Source organism: Streptomyces sp. UG1 (assembly GCF_049974585.1).
Classification (GTDB): Bacteria; Actinomycetota; Actinomycetes; order Streptomycetales; family Streptomycetaceae; genus Streptomyces.
The window spans coordinates 72,722-90,985 of record NZ_JBNGGG010000052.1 but is presented as its reverse complement, the minus strand read 5'-3'; the positions used below and the strand labels follow the sequence as shown (position 1 = coordinate 90,985).

13 protein-coding genes are annotated in these 18,264 nt (G+C 72.7%); 4 read left to right on the top strand and 9 right to left on the bottom strand.

The window, feature by feature from the left end; genetic code table 11:
- Positions 1-96 precede the first annotated feature (96 nt).
- The 4 genes from ACP4J3_RS42925 to ACP4J3_RS42910 form a co-directional block, all read right to left on the bottom strand.
- Positions 97-849 (bottom strand): 3'-5' exonuclease, encoded by a 753-nt coding sequence (locus ACP4J3_RS42925; protein WP_426542317.1) that lies wholly within the window; start codon positions 847-849, stop codon positions 97-99.
- Positions 850-968: 119 nt separating this feature from the next.
- Positions 969-2,237 carry an SAV2148 family HEPN domain-containing protein gene (locus tag ACP4J3_RS42920; RefSeq protein ID WP_426542329.1) on the bottom strand — a complete coding sequence of 423 codons (1,269 nt, stop codon included), beginning with the start codon at positions 2,235-2,237 and terminating at the stop codon, positions 969-971.
- 72 nt (positions 2,238-2,309) lie between these two features.
- Positions 2,310-3,626: a copper amine oxidase gene (locus ACP4J3_RS42915; RefSeq protein WP_426542315.1), complete on the bottom strand. Its 1,317-nt coding sequence runs from the start codon at positions 3,624-3,626 to the stop codon at positions 2,310-2,312.
- A 100-nt stretch (positions 3,627-3,726) separates the two neighbouring features.
- Positions 3,727-4,542, bottom strand: coding sequence for a Tat pathway signal sequence domain protein (locus ACP4J3_RS42910; RefSeq protein ID WP_426542313.1), 816 nt, complete (start codon positions 4,540-4,542; stop codon positions 3,727-3,729).
- Positions 4,543-4,745: 203 nt separating this feature from the next.
- Here ACP4J3_RS42910 and glgX point away from each other — a divergent pair, with 203 nt between their 5' ends.
- The 3 genes from glgX to ACP4J3_RS42895 all read left to right on the top strand — a co-directional run bounded on the left by glgX (position 4,746) and on the right by ACP4J3_RS42895 (position 11,479).
- Entirely contained in the window at positions 4,746-6,863 is a 2,118-nt protein-coding gene (gene glgX, locus ACP4J3_RS42905) for a glycogen debranching protein GlgX (RefSeq protein ID WP_426542311.1), read from the top strand.
- A gap of 656 nt (positions 6,864-7,519) precedes the next feature.
- The gene (treY, locus tag ACP4J3_RS42900; RefSeq protein WP_426542309.1) at positions 7,520-9,883 is read left to right on the top strand and encodes a malto-oligosyltrehalose synthase; all 2,364 of its coding nucleotides are present in this window, start codon (positions 7,520-7,522) and stop codon (positions 9,881-9,883) included.
- 345 nt (positions 9,884-10,228) lie between these two features.
- Positions 10,229-11,479 (top strand): M14 family zinc carboxypeptidase, encoded by a 1,251-nt coding sequence (locus ACP4J3_RS42895; protein WP_426542307.1) that lies wholly within the window; start codon positions 10,229-10,231, stop codon positions 11,477-11,479.
- Between the two features lie 138 nt (positions 11,480-11,617).
- Here the strand turns inward: ACP4J3_RS42895 and ACP4J3_RS42890 are convergent, their stop codons facing one another.
- From ACP4J3_RS42890 to ACP4J3_RS42880, 3 genes are all read right to left on the bottom strand, one after another.
- A complete protein-coding gene (locus tag ACP4J3_RS42890; protein ID WP_426542305.1) occupies positions 11,618-12,025 on the bottom strand; it encodes an SSI family serine proteinase inhibitor in 408 nt (135 codons plus the stop codon).
- A complete protein-coding gene (locus ACP4J3_RS42885; RefSeq protein ID WP_426542303.1) occupies positions 12,022-13,392 on the bottom strand; it encodes a M14 family zinc carboxypeptidase in 1,371 nt (456 codons plus the stop codon). The genes ACP4J3_RS42890 and ACP4J3_RS42885 overlap by 4 nt, the downstream gene beginning before the upstream one ends.
- A 138-nt stretch (positions 13,393-13,530) precedes the next feature.
- Positions 13,531-14,082, bottom strand: a complete 552-nt coding sequence (locus tag ACP4J3_RS42880) for an FHA domain-containing protein (RefSeq protein ID WP_426542301.1) — start codon at positions 14,080-14,082, stop codon at positions 13,531-13,533.
- Positions 14,083-14,267: 185 nt separating this feature from the next.
- Here ACP4J3_RS42880 and treZ point away from each other — a divergent pair, with 185 nt between their 5' ends.
- Entirely contained in the window at positions 14,268-16,013 is a 1,746-nt protein-coding gene (treZ, locus tag ACP4J3_RS42875) for a malto-oligosyltrehalose trehalohydrolase (protein WP_426542299.1), read from the top strand.
- Between the two features lie 30 nt (positions 16,014-16,043).
- Here treZ and ACP4J3_RS42870 read toward each other — a convergent pair whose 3' ends face one another.
- Positions 16,044-16,988 (bottom strand): aminoglycoside phosphotransferase family protein, encoded by a 945-nt coding sequence (locus ACP4J3_RS42870; RefSeq protein ID WP_426542297.1) that lies wholly within the window; start codon positions 16,986-16,988, stop codon positions 16,044-16,046.
- Between the two features lie 61 nt (positions 16,989-17,049).
- Complete coding sequence (locus ACP4J3_RS42865) at positions 17,050-18,177, bottom strand: M24 family metallopeptidase (RefSeq protein WP_426542295.1); 1,128 nt, start codon at positions 18,175-18,177, stop codon at positions 17,050-17,052.
- Positions 18,178-18,264 lie beyond the last annotated feature (87 nt).

Here is an 18,264-nt window from a genome sequence, read left to right as displayed (position 1 = left end):
TCCCCCGACACCGGGCCTCAGACCGCCTCGCCCACCGCGCCCCTCCGATCACCAGGCCTCAGACGCCTGACCCACAGCCTCCCCCGACACCGACCCTCAGACCGTCTCACCCGCCACGGCCTCCCCCGTCACCGTCTCCCCCGCCGGCTCCCTGAGCGGCCACGTCCCGTCGACCACCGCTGTCGCGTCGCCTTTGCGGCGCAGGAAGTTCTGGAAGTCCGCCGCCCACTGCGCGTACCACTCGATCTGGCGGCGGTGCAGTTCCGCCGGGCCGAGGGCCGCGATCTTGGGGTGGCGGTCGGCTATCGCGCCGGCCAGGCGGGCCGCGGCGAGGGCGTCGGCTGAGGCGTCGTGGGCGGAGTCGAGGGCGATGCCGTACTCCCGGCAGACCGCTTCGAGGTTGCGCTTGCCGCGACGGTAGCGGTCGACCCAGCGGTCGATGGTGTACGGGTCGATGACTGGGGCGGGGTCGATGCCGCCCAGGCGGTCGCGCAGGGACGGCAGTCCGTAGCGCCGCAGTTCGGCGGAGAGCAGGCTCAGGTCGAAGGCCGCGTTGTAGGCGACGACCGGCACACCCGTCTTCCAGTAGGCGGCCAGGACGTCCGCGATGGCGTCCGCCACCTGTTCGGCCGGCCGGCCCTCCGCGGCCGCGCGCTCATTGCTGATGCCGTGGACCGCGACCGCGTCGGCCGGGATCTGAACGCCCGGATCCGCCAGCCACTCCTTGTGCCCTATGGGCTGCCCGTCCCTGACCTCGATCACGGCCCCGGTGACGATGCGCGCCTCACGCGGATCCGTACCGGTCGTCTCCAGGTCGAAGCCGATCAGCAGCTCACGGTGCCAGCCCATGGGCGGTCCCCCTTCTTGGTGGTGCGTTCCCCCAGTGGTCTCCACCTTCCCATGTGCCACTGACAATCAGAGGACCGCATTCCGCTTACGTGCCGGACGGCTCGCGACGGCCGGACAGTTCAGGACACCGGTCGCGAATCCGCCCACATCAGTTCGAACTCCTCGCGGTACGTGGGGAAGAGTCCGCTCTCGTCGATCTCGTCCGACTTGACCACCCTGCCGCCGTTGCGCAGCACCAGCACCGGCGCCTCCAGCCCGCGCGTCCGCCGCAGATAGGTCTGTACGATCGCGACGCCGTCGGAGCCGTCGCCGTCCACGAGGTACGCGGTGAAGCGGGGCGTCTCGTCGAAGACCTGGATCTCGAAGGCGCCCGGGTCGCGCAGCCGGGAGCGCACCCGGCGCATGTGCAGGATGTTCATCTCGACGGACCGGCTCAGCTCGCCCCGCTTGATGCCCAGTTCGCGCTCGCGCCGCTTGACCGCGCTGGAGGCCGGGTTCAGGAACAGCAGCCGCACCCGGCAGCCGGCCTCGGCGAGGCGCACCAGGCGGCGCCCGGAGAAGTTCTGCACGAGCAGGTTGAGGCCGATGCCGATGGCGTCGACCCGGCGGGCGCCGCCGAAGATGTCCTCGGCCGGGAACTGGCGCAGCAGCCGCACCCGGTCGGGGTGCACCGCGACCACGTCGGCGTAGCGGTCGCCGACCAGGTCCTCGACCGCGTCGATGGGCAGCCGGCGCGCCGACGGCACGTCACCGCTCGAGCCGAGGGTCTCCAGCAGTCGTGCGGAGGCCCGCTCGGCCTGGCTGAGGACCGCCTCGGACAACGCCCGGTTGCGCGAGACGACGTTCCGGGTCACTTCGAGTTCGTCCAGGGCGAGTTCGACGTCCCGGCGGTCGTCGACGTAGGGCTCGAAGCACGGCCAGTGCTGCACCATCAGCTCGCGCAGTTGCGGCAGCGTCAGGAAGCTGAGGACGTTGTCGTCGGCCGGGTCCAGCAAGTAGCCCTTGCGGCGGCTGACTTCGCGTACGGCGACCGCGCGCTGCACCCACTCCTGGCCGGCCGGTCCGGCGGCCGCGACCACCCAGTCGTCGCCGTGGACGGGTTCGTAGATGGGGCGCAGAACAGCGGCCACGACCGCGCGCAGCCGCTGTTCGACGAGGTTCAGCCAGATATAGGCCCGGCCGGCCCGCCGGGCGCGGGTACGCACCTCGCGCCAGGCGTCGGTGTCCCAGTCCAGCTCCGGGCCGATGGTGCTGGTCTCCATCGGCCGGGCCAGGGACACCGTGCCGGGTGGGACGTCTGTGGAGTTCCCCTCGTGACCCTCGTCACCAGGGGGCAGCTCCAGCCCTCCCGAGCCCACCCGCGCACCGCCTTCCGCTCCCCCGAGCATCCCCGTCCCAACGATCAAGGAAGGGTACTCCGGGAGCGGGCGGGGGTGCAGCCGGATGGACAGGGTCGTTTCTCAACCGCGAGGCCGCCAGTGGCCGTTCTGCCAGGCGAGCTCGCTCGGAGTGAGCGGATTCATAGCCGTCACGTCCCGCGGGACGATGGAGAATCCCTGCCAGTGGACCGGCATGGGCTGCTGGTCCTCGTCCCGGGCGATGTGGTGGAAGCCCACGTTCACCCAGGCGATCGGGTGGGTGAGCCGCTGGCCACCGACCCATTTGTCGACGCTCTTGGGGTGGCCGTTGCCGCAGCCGGGGTTGTGCGTGGCGAACTTCTCGCACTTCTTGTACTGGGTGAAGTACATGTCGTGCTTGGTGTAGCTGCGTCCCGGGTACTTGGTGCCGGCGCCGGGGACGATCTCGTACGAGCGCGCGTGGCCGTCCTTGTTCTTGCCGGTCGCGCTGACCACGCGCCACCAGCGGTAGGCCTTGGCGTCGCCGGTGCGTTCCTTGGTGACCTTGGTGCGGGTGGTCTTGATCTTCGCGGCCTGGTCGCCGGCGCCGGGCGCGGTCACGGTGGAGTCGTACTGCTCGACCCGGTTCTTGGTGGAGCCGTCCAGGGCGAAGTCGAGGCGCCAGAAGACGTTGTGGCTGTGGCTGGTGGCCTTGGCCCGGTTGCCCTTGCCGATGGGCCAGCCGCGGCCGTCACCGGCGTCGTAGTCGTCGAACGAGAGGCTGCCGGTGGCTCCGACGTTCATGGTGACCGTGCCGTCGTCCTGGAAGCGCCACTCGGTCATGTACTCGTACCAGCCGACCTGGTTGACCGTGTAGACGAGCAGGTCCTTGCTCTGGGCCTGGTAGACCTTGTTCGCCGTGTCGCCCTGCATGCGGTAGGCGTGCCCACGCGCGCGGGTGGTGGTGCACAGGCCCTTGACGTTCTCGTTCGCCGGGTCCCAGGACTCCGGGACCTTGACGGTCTTGATGGTGCCGCCGGGGCACTCGCCGGGGGCGAGGTTCATCAGGCCCTGGGCGAAGCCGAAGCCCGTCAGGTCGTCGTACTCGACGCTTCCGTCGTCGTACGGGACATGGATCTGGCCGAGCCTCGCGCTGTTGAGGACCTTGATCGGCTTGGGCTCGCCCTTGGGCTGGTAGGAGATGTTCTCCAGGACCAGCCCGGCCTTGCTGTCGTAGCGCCAGCACATCCGCCAGGTCGTGCCGCCGGTGAGCTTCTGCTCGATGCGGTAGGCCGCGCTGCACTGGGCGGCCGGCGCCGGGGCGGCCTCCGGCTGGGCGGAGGCGGGGCCCGCGCCGGTCGTCGCGCCGGCGGCCAGGGCGGCCACGGACAGACCGACGGCAGCGCCCTTGCGGGCGCGGCTCATTCTGTTGACGCGCATGAAGAAGTGACTCCTTTACAGGAGGTGCAGGTACGTGAGGTGCACGTACGTGAGATGCAGGTACGTGGAGTGCGAGTTGGAAAAGTGAACCGAGTGCGGCTCAGCGCAGGTCGAGCTTGGCGACCTTGCGGGCGCTCAGGTCGACCACGAAGGACCGGGCGTCGATCCAGGGCCCGTTCTTGATCTTCGGGAACAGTCGCACGCACCGGTGTTCGCCGCACTTGTCGAGTACGGCGGGCTGGGCGCCCGGAGCGGCCCGGTACACGGCGCCGTTGAGCAGGAGCTGGTCCGGGGAGGTCAGCTCCTTGTCGGTGGCGTCCTTGTAGTCCGCCTTCATGCCCGCGCCCAGCGGGTCGGCGATCAGCAGCTCGGCCGCCTCGGCGTACTCGGCGCGGCTCAGCGGCGGCTGGACGCCGTGCTCGGTGACGGTCTGCTCGACCTTCCCGGTGTCGAGGTTGACGGTCCGGGTGATCAGCGCGTCGGCCTTGTAGTCGTAGAACGTCACCTCGGCCCGGCGCGCCGCGCCCGCCCGGGCCGGCTCGTCGGCCTCCGGCTCGGCGAGGTCGACGCCGATGCGCTCCGGGCCGCGGTCGCCGTCCACGTCCTCGCCGGCGTTGCGCGACTGCGGGTTCGCCGCGAGCCGGGCGGCCCGGTCCATCTCGTCGTCGGTCAGCGGGTCCTTGCCCGCGCCCTTGTCACCCTCGGTCGGGGCCTGCTCGACGACACCCGGCGGCACCGCGCCGGCTTCCTGCCCCTGGGCCGCCTGCTGGGCGGACGGATTACCGGCATTCCCTCCCGTGTCGTCGGCCCCCGCCGTCCCCGGCAGGGTGATCCCGACCATGACGGCTGTTCCGGCCACCGCGATGGCCGCACCTGCCACCACCTTGCCCAGATGGCGGTGCACTATCTTGCGCACATCTTCCCCCCTACTCCCCGTATGCCCCGGGAGTACGTGTCGGGTCCCACCGGTACACCCATAGCTGGCGTTGACTGGCGTACCTGGGTCTGCACTGGTCGCCCGGTAAGAGGGACGTAAGTCATAGGTGGTTCCATCACTTTCGGGGAGACTCGACGCCAAGGCGCCCCCCACGGCGCGCTCGAGCTGAAAGAGTCGTGTCCATGCAGGTCTGGCCTGGAGAGGCATATCCACTCGGTGCCACCTACGACGGCGCCGGCACCAATTTCGCGGTCTTCACGGAGGCCGCGGACCGAGTAGAGCTGTGTCTGCTGCACGACGACGGCTCGGAGACGGCGGTGGAACTGCGCGAGAGCGACGCCTTCGTGCGGCACGCGTACGTGCCGGGCGTCATGCCGGGGCAGCGGTACGGCTTCCGGGTGCACGGCCCCTACGCCCCGGAGCGCGGGCTGCGCTGCAACTCAGCGAAGCTGCTGCTCGACCCGTACGCCAAGGCGATCAGCGGCTCGATCCGCTGGGGCGAGGAGGTGTACGGCTACCACTTCGACGAACCCGGGCGGCGCAACGACCTCGACTCGGCGCCGCACACCATGTCGTCGGTCGTGGTCAACCCGTACTTCGACTGGGGCGACGACCGCCGCCCGCGCACCGAGTACCACCACACCGTGATCTACGAGGCCCATGTGAAGGGCCTGACCATGCTGCACCCCGGGCTCCCGGAGGAGCTGCGCGGCACCTACGCCGCCCTGGCGCACCCGGCGGTCATCGAGCACCTCACCGAGCTGGGCGTGACGGCCCTGGAGCTGATGCCGGTCCATCAGTTCGTCAACGACCACCGCCTGGTCGACATGGGCCTGAACAACTACTGGGGCTACAACACGATCGGCTTCTTCTCCCCGCACAACGCCTACGCCTCCTGGGGCGACCGCGGCCAGCAGGTGCTGGAGTTCAAGTCGGCGGTGCGGGCGCTGCACGAGGCCGGTATCGAGGTCATCCTGGACGTGGTCTACAACCACACCGCCGAGGGCAACCACCTGGGCCCCACGCTGTCCTTCAAGGGCCTGGACAACCCGCGGTACTACCGGCTGACGGACGATCCGCGCTACTACATGGACACCACCGGGACCGGGAACTCGCTTCTCATGCGGTCCCCGCACGTCCTGCAACTGATCATGGACTCGCTGCGCTACTGGGTCACCGAGATGCACGTCGACGGCTTCCGCTTCGACCTCGCGGCCACCCTGGCCAGGCAGTTCCACGAGGTGGACCGGCTGTCGTCGTTCTTCGACCTGGTGCAGCAGGACCCGGTGGTCTCCCAGGTGAAGCTGATCGCGGAGCCGTGGGATGTCGGCGAGGGCGGTTACCAGGTGGGCAACTTCCCGCCGCTGTGGACCGAGTGGAACGGCAAGTACCGCGACACCGTGCGGGACCTGTGGCGGGGCGAGCCGCGGGCGCTCGCGGAGTTCGCGGGGCGGCTGACGGGCTCGTCCGACCTGTACCAGGACGACGGGCGGCGCCCGCTGGCCTCCATCAACTTCGTGACCTGCCACGACGGGTTCACGCTGCACGACCTGGTGTCGTACAACGACAAGCACAACCACGCCAACGGCGAGGACAACCGTGACGGCGAGAGTCACAACCGGTCCTGGAACTGCGGCGCGGAGGGCGAGAGCGACGATCCGGCCGTCCTGGAGCTGCGCGGCCGCCAGATGCGGAACTTCATCGCCACGCTGATGCTGTCCCAGGGCGTGCCGATGATCAGCCACGGCGACGAGTTCGCGCGCACACAGCGCGGCAACAACAACGCGTACTGCCAGGACAACGAGCTGGCCTGGGTCCACTGGTCAGCCTCCGACGAGGACGACAGCGGGCTCGCGGCCTTCACGCGCGCGATGGTGTGGCTGCGCAAGGACCACCCCGTCTTCCGCAGACGCCGCTTCTTCCACGGCCGTCCCGTGGAGGGCACCCACGACGACCTCTCCGACATCGCCTGGTTCACTCCGGAGGGACGGGAGATGACCCGGCAGGACTGGGACTCGGCGCGGGCGTCGGCGCTGACCGTGTTCCTCAACGGCAACGCGATCTCCGAGCCCGGCACACGCGGGGAGCGCATCACCGACGACTCCTTCCTCCTGATGTTCAACGCCTCGCCGCGAACGCTGGACTTCGTGGTGCCGGTCAACCACGGACGCCGCTGGCAGGTGGTGGTCGACACGGCCCACCCGGACGGCGTACCGCCCGGCGAGGGCCCGAAGGTGACGGCCGGAGAGCGACTGACCCTGCTGGACCGAAGCCTGACGGTGCTGCAACGGCCGGTATAGGGAGTGCTTGGCGGGTGAAGGGCTGCGCTCGGCCGGGTTGGAAGGGTGTCGCCTCGGTGCTCGCGCGCTCCGGCGCTCCGTGGCGGGGGCCGGGTACCGGGGGGTGCTGCCGGCACGCCGGCGGCGGGCGATCGGTGGCCGGGCGAGCTCCAGGGGTGCGGCACAGCCCCGTTGGAAGGGTGTGCTCGGCCGCTTCAGCACCGTCCGCGCGGTCTGTTCGTCGGGGACGCGCGCGTGGCGGACGCTTTCAGTGGTGCGCCCGGTGTACGGCTCCGGGCGCGCCGTCAGTGCGAGGATGCACGCGAGTGCCGCGTCGAGCCTCGCCGCCCCGAAGGCCGCGGAGAGGGCCGTACGCCTCGCCGCGGCGGCCCGTCCCGACGACCGCCGACGCCTTGCCCGCCGACCAGCGGGCCCGTCGCGAGCGCGATCGCCTCGGCGAGCCACGCGGGAGGCGGGACCCGTCATCACAGCCGACAAGCCACGCAGGAGCAGGACCCACCACCACCCCGACAAGCCACGCAGGACGCAGAACCCACCACCACCCCGACAAGCCACGCAGGCGGCGCGGCCCTCATCGATCGGAGTCGGGCGCGCGCGTGGGACCACGTGGCGGGGGCGGTGACACGAAGGGCGGCTGGGCGGGTACGTAGGTTTGCATGACAGCTGAGCGACCTGACCCGACGGTGCCGACCGCCACCTACCGGCTGCAGCTCCAGCCCGCGTTCCCGTTCGGGTCCGCGGCGGCGGCCGTGCCGTACCTGGCCTCGCTCGGCGTCTCGCATCTGCATCTGTCCCCCGTCCTGGAGGCGGTCCCGGGCTCGGGGCACGGCTACGACGTCGTCGACCACGCGCGCGTGCGCGAGGAACTGGGCGGCGAGGAGGGGCTGCGCGCACTGGCGCGCACCGCGCGGGAGCACGGTCTCGGCCTGGTGGTGGACATCGTCCCGAACCACATGGCCATGGCCCCGCGCCACAACCGCGCCCTGTGGGAGGTGCTGCGCGAGGGCCCCAAGTCGCCGTACGCGCGCTGGTTCGACATCGACTGGGAGGCGCAGGGCGGCCAGGTGCTGCTGCCGGTGCTGGGGCACCCGCTGGGCGACGAGCTCGACCGACTGGCGGTGGACGGCGACGTCCTGCGCTACTACGACCATGTGTTCCCGCTGCGCGAGGGCACCGAGGAACTGCCGCTGCCGCAGCTCCTGGACGCGCAGTGGTACCGGCCCGTGTGGTGGCGGCTGGCCCGTACGGAACTCAACTACCGGCGGTTCTTCAGCATCTCGGAGCTGATCGGCGTACGGGTGGAGGACCCGGAGGTGTTCGAGGCCACCCACGCCAAGATCCTCCAGTTGCTCCACGAGGGCGTGATCGACGGGCTGCGCGTCGACCATCCCGACGGCCTCGCCGACCCCGACGGCTATCTCCGCAGCCTGCACGAGGCGACCGGCGGGCGCTGGACGGTCGTGGAGAAGATCCTGTCGGACGGCGAGCGGCTGCCGGCCTCCTGGCCCGTCGCCGGCACCACCGGCTACGACGCCCTGCGCCATGTCGACGGCCTGTTCACCGACCCGGCAGGGTTCGGGGAGCTCCTCGGCCAGTACCGGCGGTTCGCGGCCCCGCAGACGGACCGGGGCGGCGACTGGGACGCGACGGTCAGGCGGGCGGCGTACAAGGTGCTCACCCACGAGCTGGCCACGGAGATCGAGCGGCTGACGCGGACGGCGAGCCGGGTGTGCGCCACCTCGCCGGAGCCCGCGCTGCGCGACCGCGCGCCCTGGGCGCTGCGCACCGCGCTCCAGGAACTCCTCGTGCGCCTTGAGGTCTACCGGCCGTACGCCTCCGAGGACGCGGCCCGCGTAGTCACCGAGGAGGCCGCGGCCGAGGCCCGGCTCGCGTTCGTCGTACCCGAGGAGGCCGGCGCGGTCGGCGTCGTACGCGACCTGGTGCTCGGTCGGGCCGGCGGCGGTCCGGCCCTCGCAGAGTTCCGGACGCGGTTCGCGCAGACGGCGTCGGCGCTGCGGGCCAAGTCCGTGGAGGACACGGCGTTCTACCGCTATGTGCCGCTGCTGTCGGCGACCGAGGTGGGCCAGAACCCGGGCAGCCCGGCCGTCTGTGCCGACGGCTTCCACGCGTACTGCGCGCGCGTGCAGCGCGACTGGCCGGTGACCGGGACGGTCGCCTCGACGCACGACACCAAGCGCAGCGCCGACGTACGGGCCGCGCTCGCCGTGCTCACCGAGTGCCCGGAGCGCTGGGCCGACGTCCTGACCGAGGTGACCCGCGACGGCGAGGGCGTACCGGACGCGCAGCTCGCGTGGGCCGCCTGGCAGACGGTGTTCGCGCTGGGCGAGGCGGACGCCGAGCGCGTTCAGGGGGCGCTGCTGAAGCATGTGCGCGAGGCCGGTCTGTTCACGAGCTGGACCGAGCAGGAGCCACCGTACGAGGAGGCGGTGGCCGCGTTCGTCGCCGCGGGGCCGTGCGGGGTGCCGGGCGGGCGCGTGGCAGCCCTCCGGAGCGCTCTGGAGCCGCACATCCGGGCGAACGTGCTGGGCATGGCCCTCACTCAGCTCACCATGCCGGGCGTGCCGGACGTCTATCAGGGCACGGAGGGCGAGTACCGGGCGCTGGTGGACCCGGACAACCGCCGGGCCGTGGCGTTCCCGCACGAGGACCCGGGCGAGAAGGCCGCGGTGACGCGAGCGGCTCTGCGGCTGCGCAGGCGCCGCCCCGAGGTGTTCGGTGACTCGGCGTCGTATGCGCCCCTGAACGCCGAGGGTCCCGCGGCCGCCCACTGTGTGGCCTTCGCGCGGTCCGGTGAGGTGGTCACCGCCGTGACGCGGCTGTCGCTGCGGCTGGCGCGGGCCGGTGGCTGGCGCGGGACGCTGCTGGCGCTGCCGCCGGGGCGGTGGGCGGATGTGCTCGATCCGGAGCGGGAGTTCAGCGGGCACGCGCGTGTGGAGGAGTTGTTCGCTCGGCTGCCGGTCGCGCTGCTGGAGCGGGTCGGCGGGGAGGCGACGACGTGAGCTGAGAGCGCGCTGTCGACCGTACGGCTTCGTTACGCGCCGTGGGATCGCGTCCACGCCCGGCTCGGGCCCGCGCACGCTCCGGGGAGCCGGGGGCGGCGGCGGGTGTGTGGTGTTGCCCGACGGCTTTCGGTCGCACCCCGCGCTCCCGGCGTCCATGTGGGCAGGCCAACGGTGGGCAGCGGTCCGGCAGGACGGCCCACCGCGCCCGCCGAGGCCGAACGCCCCGGTCTGCCGGCGGTGAACGCAACGGGGCGCCCCCGGGAGCCTCCCCCATGAAATCCTTGACACGTCAACGGGACCGTGCGGTACTGCGGATTGCGAAGCCGGGCGGACGTGACGGGGGTGAGTCTCCTGCCGGAGCTGCGCTACCCCACCCTTGCCGAACTGGAGCTGTCCGCCCGCGCACTGGCCGCCCACCGACCCGGTCTGTGCTCGCTGAGACAGGTGGGGGCCTCCCGGGCGGGCAGACCCCTGCACCTGCTGTCCATCGGCCATGCCAGGCGCGCGGTGATGGTGGTCGCGGGCGCGCACTCCAACGAGCCGACGGGCGGTTGCACCCTCCTCGCCGTCGCCGAGCGGGTGCTGCGCGAGAGGGAGTTGCGGGCCGACGTCTCCTGGCACTTCCTGCTGTGCGCGGACCCGGACGGGGCGAGCCTGCACGTCACGCCGGCGCCTCGCAGTCTGCTCGACTACCACCTCGGCTTCTTCCGGCCGGCCGCCTGCGAGCAGCCCGAGTGGGCGCCGGCCACGCTGCCCCCGGGCCGGCTGCCGCCCGAGACGCGCACGCTGACCCGGGTCATCGACGAACTGCGGCCCTACCTCCAGGTGACCCTGCACGGCACCGACCTGGGCGGCAGTTGGGTGCAGTTGACGAAGGACGTCCCCGGCCTCGCCGAGCCGTTCGCGAAGTCCGCGGCTCAGCTGCACATCCCGGTGGAGACCGGCGCCTCGGACGCGGCGGGCTGGCCCGCGGCCGGACCCGGGGTGCATGTGATGCCGGCGCCGGGCGCGGGCGCGGCGTATCCGAGCATGCCGGACGACGCGCGCAGCAGCACCTGGCACCATGTGCACCGCTACGGCGGGCTGACCGCGGTCGTCGAGGTGCCGATGTGGGCCAGCGATCTGGTGGACGACCCGGCGCCGCATCCGGACCCGGCCGGGGCGATGCGGCGGCTGGGCGGCCGGCTGCTGCGGGATGCGCTGGAGGTGGAGCGGGTGCTGACCGAGGCGCTGCCCCGGCTGCAGGGTGTCGACGGGCCGCTGTTGCGGTCCGCGAAGTGGGCGCTGGAGCTGGTGCCGGGGCTGGCCGCCGACTGGATGCGCACGCCGCCCGCCGACGACACCATGGCGTACGTCGGGAGCGTGGACGCCTTCGGGCGCCGGCTGCCGCTGCGGGCCGCGGCCATGCTGCTGCGCGTGCTGCAGGAGGCCGACGACCGCGAGGCGCGGCGCCTGGAACATCTCGTGGCGACCTGGAGCGACGCCTTCGCCGAGCGCTTCCGCGCCCGCTGGGTGCCCTTGGAGCACCAGGTCGAGCACCAGTCCCGCACGGTCCTCGCGGCGGCGCTGCACGCGCGCGAGCGGGCGATCTGAGCCGGGTCGCCGCACGCGCGCGTGCCGCCGGTGCCGTGGAGCCGTGGAGCCGTGGGGCCGTGGGGCCGTGGGGCCGTGGGGCCGTGGGGCCGTGGGGCCGTGGGGCCGTGGGGCCGTGGGGCCGTGCGCAGTATCGCGTCAGCCGTCCACCGCGAACACCGCACCCGTCCGTGCCGTCATCCCGCACCCGTTCGAGAACGTCTCCCGGTACTCGACCGGGTGCCCGTTCCACTCCCCGCGCGCGTGGGCGGTCACCGGCGCGTAGATCATCGGGCAGAAGGCGTCCTTCTGCCGGAGCCGGCTGATGTCGCCGCCCACCTTGTCGAGGTCGGCGCAGGCCTCGGCCGCCCTCGAGTGGCCGCGCGGCGGATCGCACAGCAGCAGGGTGCGGGGCGTCCCACCGTGGCGGTCGTCGCCGCGGGTGACCGTGATCAAGAGCCAGTTGCCGGGGTCCTGCGCGGCGGCCGGGGGCGTGGCCGCGCCGAGGGCGAGGGCGGCGGCCGTCGCGAGCAGGCCGCCTCGTACCGCTGTGATGCGTCGCGTCATTCCCGGTGTATCGGCACGGCGGCCCCGGCATTCCAGCCCGACTCACCCGAACGGGAGCGTGCGGGTGTGTGCCGCCCGGCGAGTTCGAACGCGGCGAGCACCACCCGGGACTGGTACTCGACCTGGCGCGCGACCGGTATCCAGCGCGCCCCGCAGCCGTCGCGGTAGTCGTCGCACCACTGGTCGAGGAGCCGGTCCAGCTCCGGCAGCACCCCGGCCGGATCGCACCCGGCGACGGTCACGAGCTGGTGCAGCAGCCCGGCCGTCCGCAGGGCGAGGCGCCGTCCGGCGATGCGCAGGGCGGCCAGATGGGCGGTGCTGAGCGAGGGAAGGGGATGTGCGCCGACGGGGTCCTCCAGGTCGGGGTCCCAGGTGTCGGCGAGCCCCGGGCAGACCAGTAAATAGTCGTCGACCGGGGCGAGCAGCCGGGCCGTCTCCGGTCCGGCGGGAAGATGCGGGCGCAGCCGCTCCAGCAGGCGTTCCAGCAGGCGGGTGTCGTGGCGCAGGGCATGGCTCACCCTGCGCAGGACCGTTTCCTCATCGGCGGGCGGCGCCCCGTCCTCCACCGCCGCCACACCCCACATGGGGGCCTCGACGACCGCCGTGACCGTGCCGTGCCGGTGCGGATGGAACCAGGTCGACTCGACGGCCGCCTCGGTGATGGCGGCGGCCAGATCGCCCCGGCGGGGCCTGGGGATGCGGTAGACGGCGGGTCCCAGCTCCGGCCAGTACAGGGTGTCGTAGGGGCCGAGTTCGCGCGGGATGCCGAGGCGGGCGGCGCAGTGCGCGATGCGCTGGGCGAGGCCGGGCAGGTCGTGGGTCAGCTCGACGAATCCGCCGCCGACGTCGACGCCGTGCAGGGAGCACTGGAGAAAGGGCCGCAGTTCGTCCTGGAGTTCGAGCAGGGCGCGGGTCTCGGGCAGGGTGGCGGCGTCGGCGCCGTCGGGCAGCCACTCGGGCTGTTCCAGGAAGCCGGGGCGGAAGAACTGCCGGAAGTAGGCGCCGAGGTGGTACGGGCCGCGCAGCCAGCCCTCGTTGCGGCGCAGGCCGTCGGGGTCCAGGCACAGCAGCAGGTTCCAGGTGGCGTCGGCGCCCTCGTGCAGACGGGGGTCGGCGAGCACCCGTTCGGCCAGTCGCAGTACGGTGCCGCCGCCCACGGGCTCGTTGGCGTGCGGGCCGGCCACGACCAGTGCCTGGCGGCTGCCGTGGCCGACGGACAGCAGCCACAGGGGCGTGCCCGCGCGGGACGTCCCGACGCGGCGCAGCCGTGTGTCACGGGGGCGGCGGGCGACGAGTGCGGCCGCCCGGGCGCCCAGCTCGTCGACGGTCGGGTAGCGGAGGAGTGGCGGCAGGGCACACCTCCACAATGTGGTGCCGTCGGTTCACCTGGTGTGCATGGTGTACGCACAGTCAGTCACGAGTTGACGACTACGTCAACACCGCGAAAGGCAAAGGGGATTCCCGCGACGCGTCACCTGGAGCCGGTGTGCGGACCGGGGATCGGCTCAGTCGGTGGCGAGCCGGAACGACATCCGGCCGAAGCCGACCTGGTCGCCCTCGCGGACCACGACGGCGCCGATGACGCGTCGGCCGTTCACCGTGGTGCCGTTGGTGGAGCCGAGGTCGCGCAGGACCCACAGGCCGCCCTGGTGGCTCAGCTCGGCGTGCACACGGGACACCGTCTCGTGGGTGAGCCGCAGCCCGTTGGCGGGGTCACGCCCTATGCGCAGCGGATGCCCGGCCGCGGGGTGCGGCAGCAGCAGCTTGGGCAGCCGCTCGGACTGCCATGCCCTGCGCAGCCGTACGGTGAAGCCGGAGACCGCCTCTACGGTGCCGAACACCAGACGCGACAGCCTGCTCTCGGAGGGCAGGTCCGCGGTGAGCACGGCGAGCTCGTCGGCGCGGCGGGCGGCGAGGGCCAGCTCCATGCGGCGTACGAAGGTGTCGTGCGACAGCCGTCCCATGGCGACGCCGTCACGCAGCACCTTCAGCGCCTTGTCGCGCTCCGCGTCGGAAAGCCGCGCGGGGTACGTGTTGAACTCGAAAGACGACGTCACGGTGCTGATTGTCGGTCAGTGAACCCCGGGTGTCCAGAAAACGGGGAAACGGCCGCCCCGCGCGCGTGATCCACGGAACCCGCCGCGACACCCGCCGCAAAACGGAAGATTCAAAAGCGGATTGATCTCGTTTGAAGCACCATGGACGGGCTACATCACGGTGAGCAGACGAAGGGGAACCGTCCGTGCAGTTCGAGGTGTGGGCACCGCAGGCCGACCGTGTGACGCTCCATTGCGAGGGCGTCACGCGCGCGTTGGAGCGCGATCCCGATCGCGCGGGATGGTGGTGGGGGGAGGCGGACGCGCAAGGCGGGACACGGTACGGCTTCGCGCTGGACGACGGCCCGGTGCTGCCCGATCCGCGCTCGCGCCGGCAGCCGGACGGCCCGGACGGGCTGAGCGCGGTCGTGGACCACGGGAGCTATGAGTGGCGTACGCAGTGGGCGGGCAGGCCGCTGCCCGGTGCGGTCCTGTACGAGCTGCACATCGGCACGTACACGCGTGAGGGCACCCTCGACGCGGCCGCCGAGCGGCTCGGGCATCTCGCGGAACTGGGCGTCACCCACGTTGAGTTGATGCCCCTGAGCCCCTTCCCCGGGCGGCACGGCTGGGGGTATGAGGGGGTCTCGCTGTGGGCGGTGCACGAGCCGTACGGCGGGCCCGAGGCGCTGAAACGCTTCGTCGACCGGGCGCATGAACTGGGCCTGGGCGTCGTCCTCGACGTGGTGCACAACCACTTCGGCCCGTCCGGGAACTACCTGCCGCTCTTCGGCCCCTACCTCACGGACACCCATCAGACGCCCTGGGGCGCCGCCGTCAACCTGGACGCGCCCGGCTCGGACGAGGTGCGCGCGTATCTCGTGCAGAGCGCGCTGGCCTGGCTGCGGGACTACCGGATCGACGGGCTGCGCCTGGACGCGGTGCACGCGCTGAAGGACACGCGCGCGTGCCACTTCCTGGAGGAGCTGTCGACGGCCGTCGACGCCCTCGCCGGCGACCTCGGCCGGCCGCTGTCCCTGATCGCCGAGTCGGACCTGAACGACCCCCGGCTCATCACCGCGCGCGAGGAGGGCGGCCTGGGTCTGCACGCGCAGTGGAACGACGACTTCCACCACACCCTGCACACCGCGCTGACCGGCGAGTCCCAGGGCTACTACGCCGACTTCGCGCGCGCCCCCTTGGCGGGCCTCGCCAAGACCCTGACCGGCGGCTACTTCCACGACGGCACGTACTCCAGCTTCCGGGGCCGCGGCCATGGGCGCCCCCTGGACCGTACGCGGGTGGCGGCGCACCGCCTCCTCGGCTACGCCCAGACCCACGACCAGGTCGGCAACCGGGCCCAGGGCGACCGGCTCGCGGCCACCCTCTCCCCCGGTCTGCTGGCCTGCGCGGCGACCCTGACGCTGACCGCGCCCTTCACGCCGATGCTGTTCATGGGCGAGGAGTGGGCGGCGAGCACGCCCTGGCAGTTCTTCACCGACCACACCGATCCGGAGCTGGCCGACGCGGTACGGCGCGGCAGACGGCGGGAGTTCGCGGCACACGGCTGGGCCGAGGAGGACGTGCCCGACCCGCAGGACCCGGCGACCCGGGAGCGCTCCTGCCTCGACTGGTCCGAGCTCGACGGCGAGCCCCACGCGCGCGTGCTCGCCTGGTACCGACGGCTGATCGCCCTGCGCCACGAGCAGCCCGACCTGACCGACCCCGACCTCGCCGACACCAAGGTGGCCTTCGACGAGCGGCAGCGCTGGCTCGCGTTCCGGCGGGGCGACGTACGGGTGGCCGTCAACCTCGCCAAGGAGCCGGCGGCGATCCCGCTGGGGCCGCGCAAGGCGGCCGTACTGGCGGCGTGGGAGCCCGTGGAGGCGCCGGGGGCGGACGGGGTGCTGCAGGTGCCCGGGGAGTCGGGTGTGGTGCTGTTGCAGGCGTGAGTGACAGGGAGGGGAGCTGCGAGGAGGGCCCTAGAGCTCTTCCTCCCCGTCGTCCTCCCTCAGCTCCGTCACGCGCTCCAGCAGGATCGCCTCCCAGGCGTGCCGGAGCTGTCCCCTGAGCAGCGGGAGGGACGTCTCGCCCTTGCCGTCGAGGCGGTCCGCGAGGTGGACGACCGCGTCGCAGCGGGCCAGCCAGAGGCCGCGCAGACAGGGGCGGGCGCCGTAGCCGGCGAGGGTGGCCGCGCGGACGGCGGCCGGGGAGCCGACGGCGAGGGCGAGTCCGGCGATGTCCTCCGCCGGGTCGCCGAGGACGGTGTCGGCCCAGCCGAGGACGCCGCGCACCCGGCCGTCGGCGCTGACGACCAGGTGGTCGCCGGTGAGGCCGTGGTGGACGAGGACGGCGGTGCCGGGCTGGGCGGCGAGCTGGACCGCGGCCGACTGGGTGAGCTGGCGCAGCCGGGCGGCGTCGAACTCGTCGGCGTCGGCCAGGCGCGCGGCGGCGCGTTCCGCGGCGCGGCGCAGGGCCTCCAGGGAGCGCGGCGCGGCGCGCGGCACGCCGAGCGTCTCGGCCTGCCGTACCGGGACCTCGCGCAGCCCCGTGAGCACCCCGGCCAGGTCGGCCTCGCCGACCGCGGAGACGTCGTAGCGGTCGCCCGATCCGCCGGGCACCTTGGTGTCGAGGGTGTAGGTGAGCCCGGGCGCCCACTCGCCGAAGGCGACGCTCGTCGGCAGCGCGACCGGGACGTGCGGGCGGACGAGGTCGCGCAGGCGCAGTTCGCGGCGCTGGCGGGCGGCGGCCTCGGGGTCCGGTGCGAGGCGCAGCACATGGCGGGTGCCGACCCACCAGGTGGCGGGTTCGGCGCCCGGGGCGGCGGGGCGGACCTCGGGTCCGGCCGAGTCGTCCACGCCGTCCTTGAGCAGGGAACGGACCAGTCGGCGGACGGTGTCCGCGGTGGGTGTCGGTGCCTGGGTCATGGTCGCGCCGTTGTCGCTCGGGGGTCTACGGGGGCTCCTTGCGCCGGGTCCGGTCGGCGGGTCAGTCGACTATGACCAGCTCGCGGGTCGTGTCGTTGAGGCGCCGGCCGCCGTCCTCGGTGACCGTCACTATGTCCTCGATGCGCACTCCGAAGCGGCCGGGCAGATAGACGCCGGGCTCCACGGAGAAGCACATGCCGGGCACCAGGGGCTGCTCCTCGCCCTCGATCATGTACGGCGGCTCGTGCGTGGTGACGCCGATGCCGTGCCCGGTGCGGTGGATGAAGTACTCGCCGTATCCGGCGTCCGCGATGACCGCGCGGGCGGCCCGGTCGACCTCCTGGCAGGCGGCGCCGGGCCGTACGGCGTCGTAGCCCGCTTGCTGGGCCGCGCGGACCAGGTCGTGGACGCGGCGCTCCTCGTCGGTGGGTTCGCCGACGTGGACCGTGCGGGAGGTGTCCGAGCCGTAGCCGTCCTTCAGGCCGCCGAAGTCGAGGACGACCATGTCGCCGCGTTCGATCAGCCGGTCGCCGACCTCGTGGTGCGGATTGGCGCCGTTGGGGCCGGAGGCGACGATGGTGAAGTCGACCTGGGAGTGGCCGAAGCGGCGCAGCAGGCCGGCGAGGTCGGCGGCGACCTCGGACTCGCGCCGGCCGCCGAAGGGAACCTTCCGGATCTCCTCGAACGTCGCGTCCGCGGCCGCACCCGCGGCCGCCAACAGCTCCAGCTCGGCGGCGTCCTTGACGGCGCGCAGCATCGGCAGGGCGTCGGTGAGGGAGGCGTACGAGGTGCCGGGAAGCGCGCGCTGCAGGGCCAGCAGATGCATCGCCCACGCGTTGTCACTGATGCCGAACCGGCCGCTCGCGTCGAGGAGGGCGGCGGTGGCGGCGTAGGGGTCCTTGCCGTCGGTCCAGTCGCGCAGGGTCAGGCCGGGGGCGCCGGCGGCCTTCGCGGCGTCCGGGGCCTCCAGGGCGGGGACGACGAGGGCGGGGTCCTGGCCGGGGACGAGGACCAGCAGGGTGAGCCGCTCGGTCTCGGCGGGGGGCGCGTAGCCGGTGAGCCACACCAGGTCGGGGCCGGGTGCCACCAGGAGCCCGGCCAGGCCCGCGTCGGCGGCCGCCCGCGCGGCACGCTCCATGCGGGCCCGGTAGTCGTCGGCGGTGAAGGGCGCGGGTGCGGTGCCGGTCATCCGGGCCTCCCTGGGCGCGTGAAGGGACTACGGGCAGCATCCTGCCCGGCCGCAGAGGGCGGCGCGAGCCGATCGACAGGTCTTTCC

Bases quoted from the DNA above. Each gene is read 5' to 3' on its own strand.
- ACP4J3_RS42925 (WP_426542317.1), bottom strand. From the start codon at position 849: ATGGGCTGGCACCGTGAGCTGCTGATCGGCTTCGACCTGGAGACGACC.
- ACP4J3_RS42920 (WP_426542329.1), bottom strand. From the start codon at position 2,237: ATGCTCGGGGGAGCGGAAGGCGGTGCGCGGGTGGGCTCGGGAGGGCTG.
- ACP4J3_RS42915 (WP_426542315.1), bottom strand. From the start codon at position 3,626: ATGCGCGTCAACAGAATGAGCCGCGCCCGCAAGGGCGCTGCCGTCGGT.
- glgX (WP_426542311.1), top strand. From the start codon at position 4,746: ATGCAGGTCTGGCCTGGAGAGGCATATCCACTCGGTGCCACCTACGAC.
- treY (WP_426542309.1), top strand. From the start codon at position 7,520: ATGACAGCTGAGCGACCTGACCCGACGGTGCCGACCGCCACCTACCGG.
- ACP4J3_RS42890 (WP_426542305.1), bottom strand. From the start codon at position 12,025: ATGACGCGACGCATCACAGCGGTACGAGGCGGCCTGCTCGCGACGGCC.
- ACP4J3_RS42870 (WP_426542297.1), bottom strand. From the start codon at position 16,988: ATGACCCAGGCACCGACACCCACCGCGGACACCGTCCGCCGACTGGTC.
- ACP4J3_RS42865 (WP_426542295.1), bottom strand. From the start codon at position 18,177: ATGACCGGCACCGCACCCGCGCCCTTCACCGCCGACGACTACCGGGCC.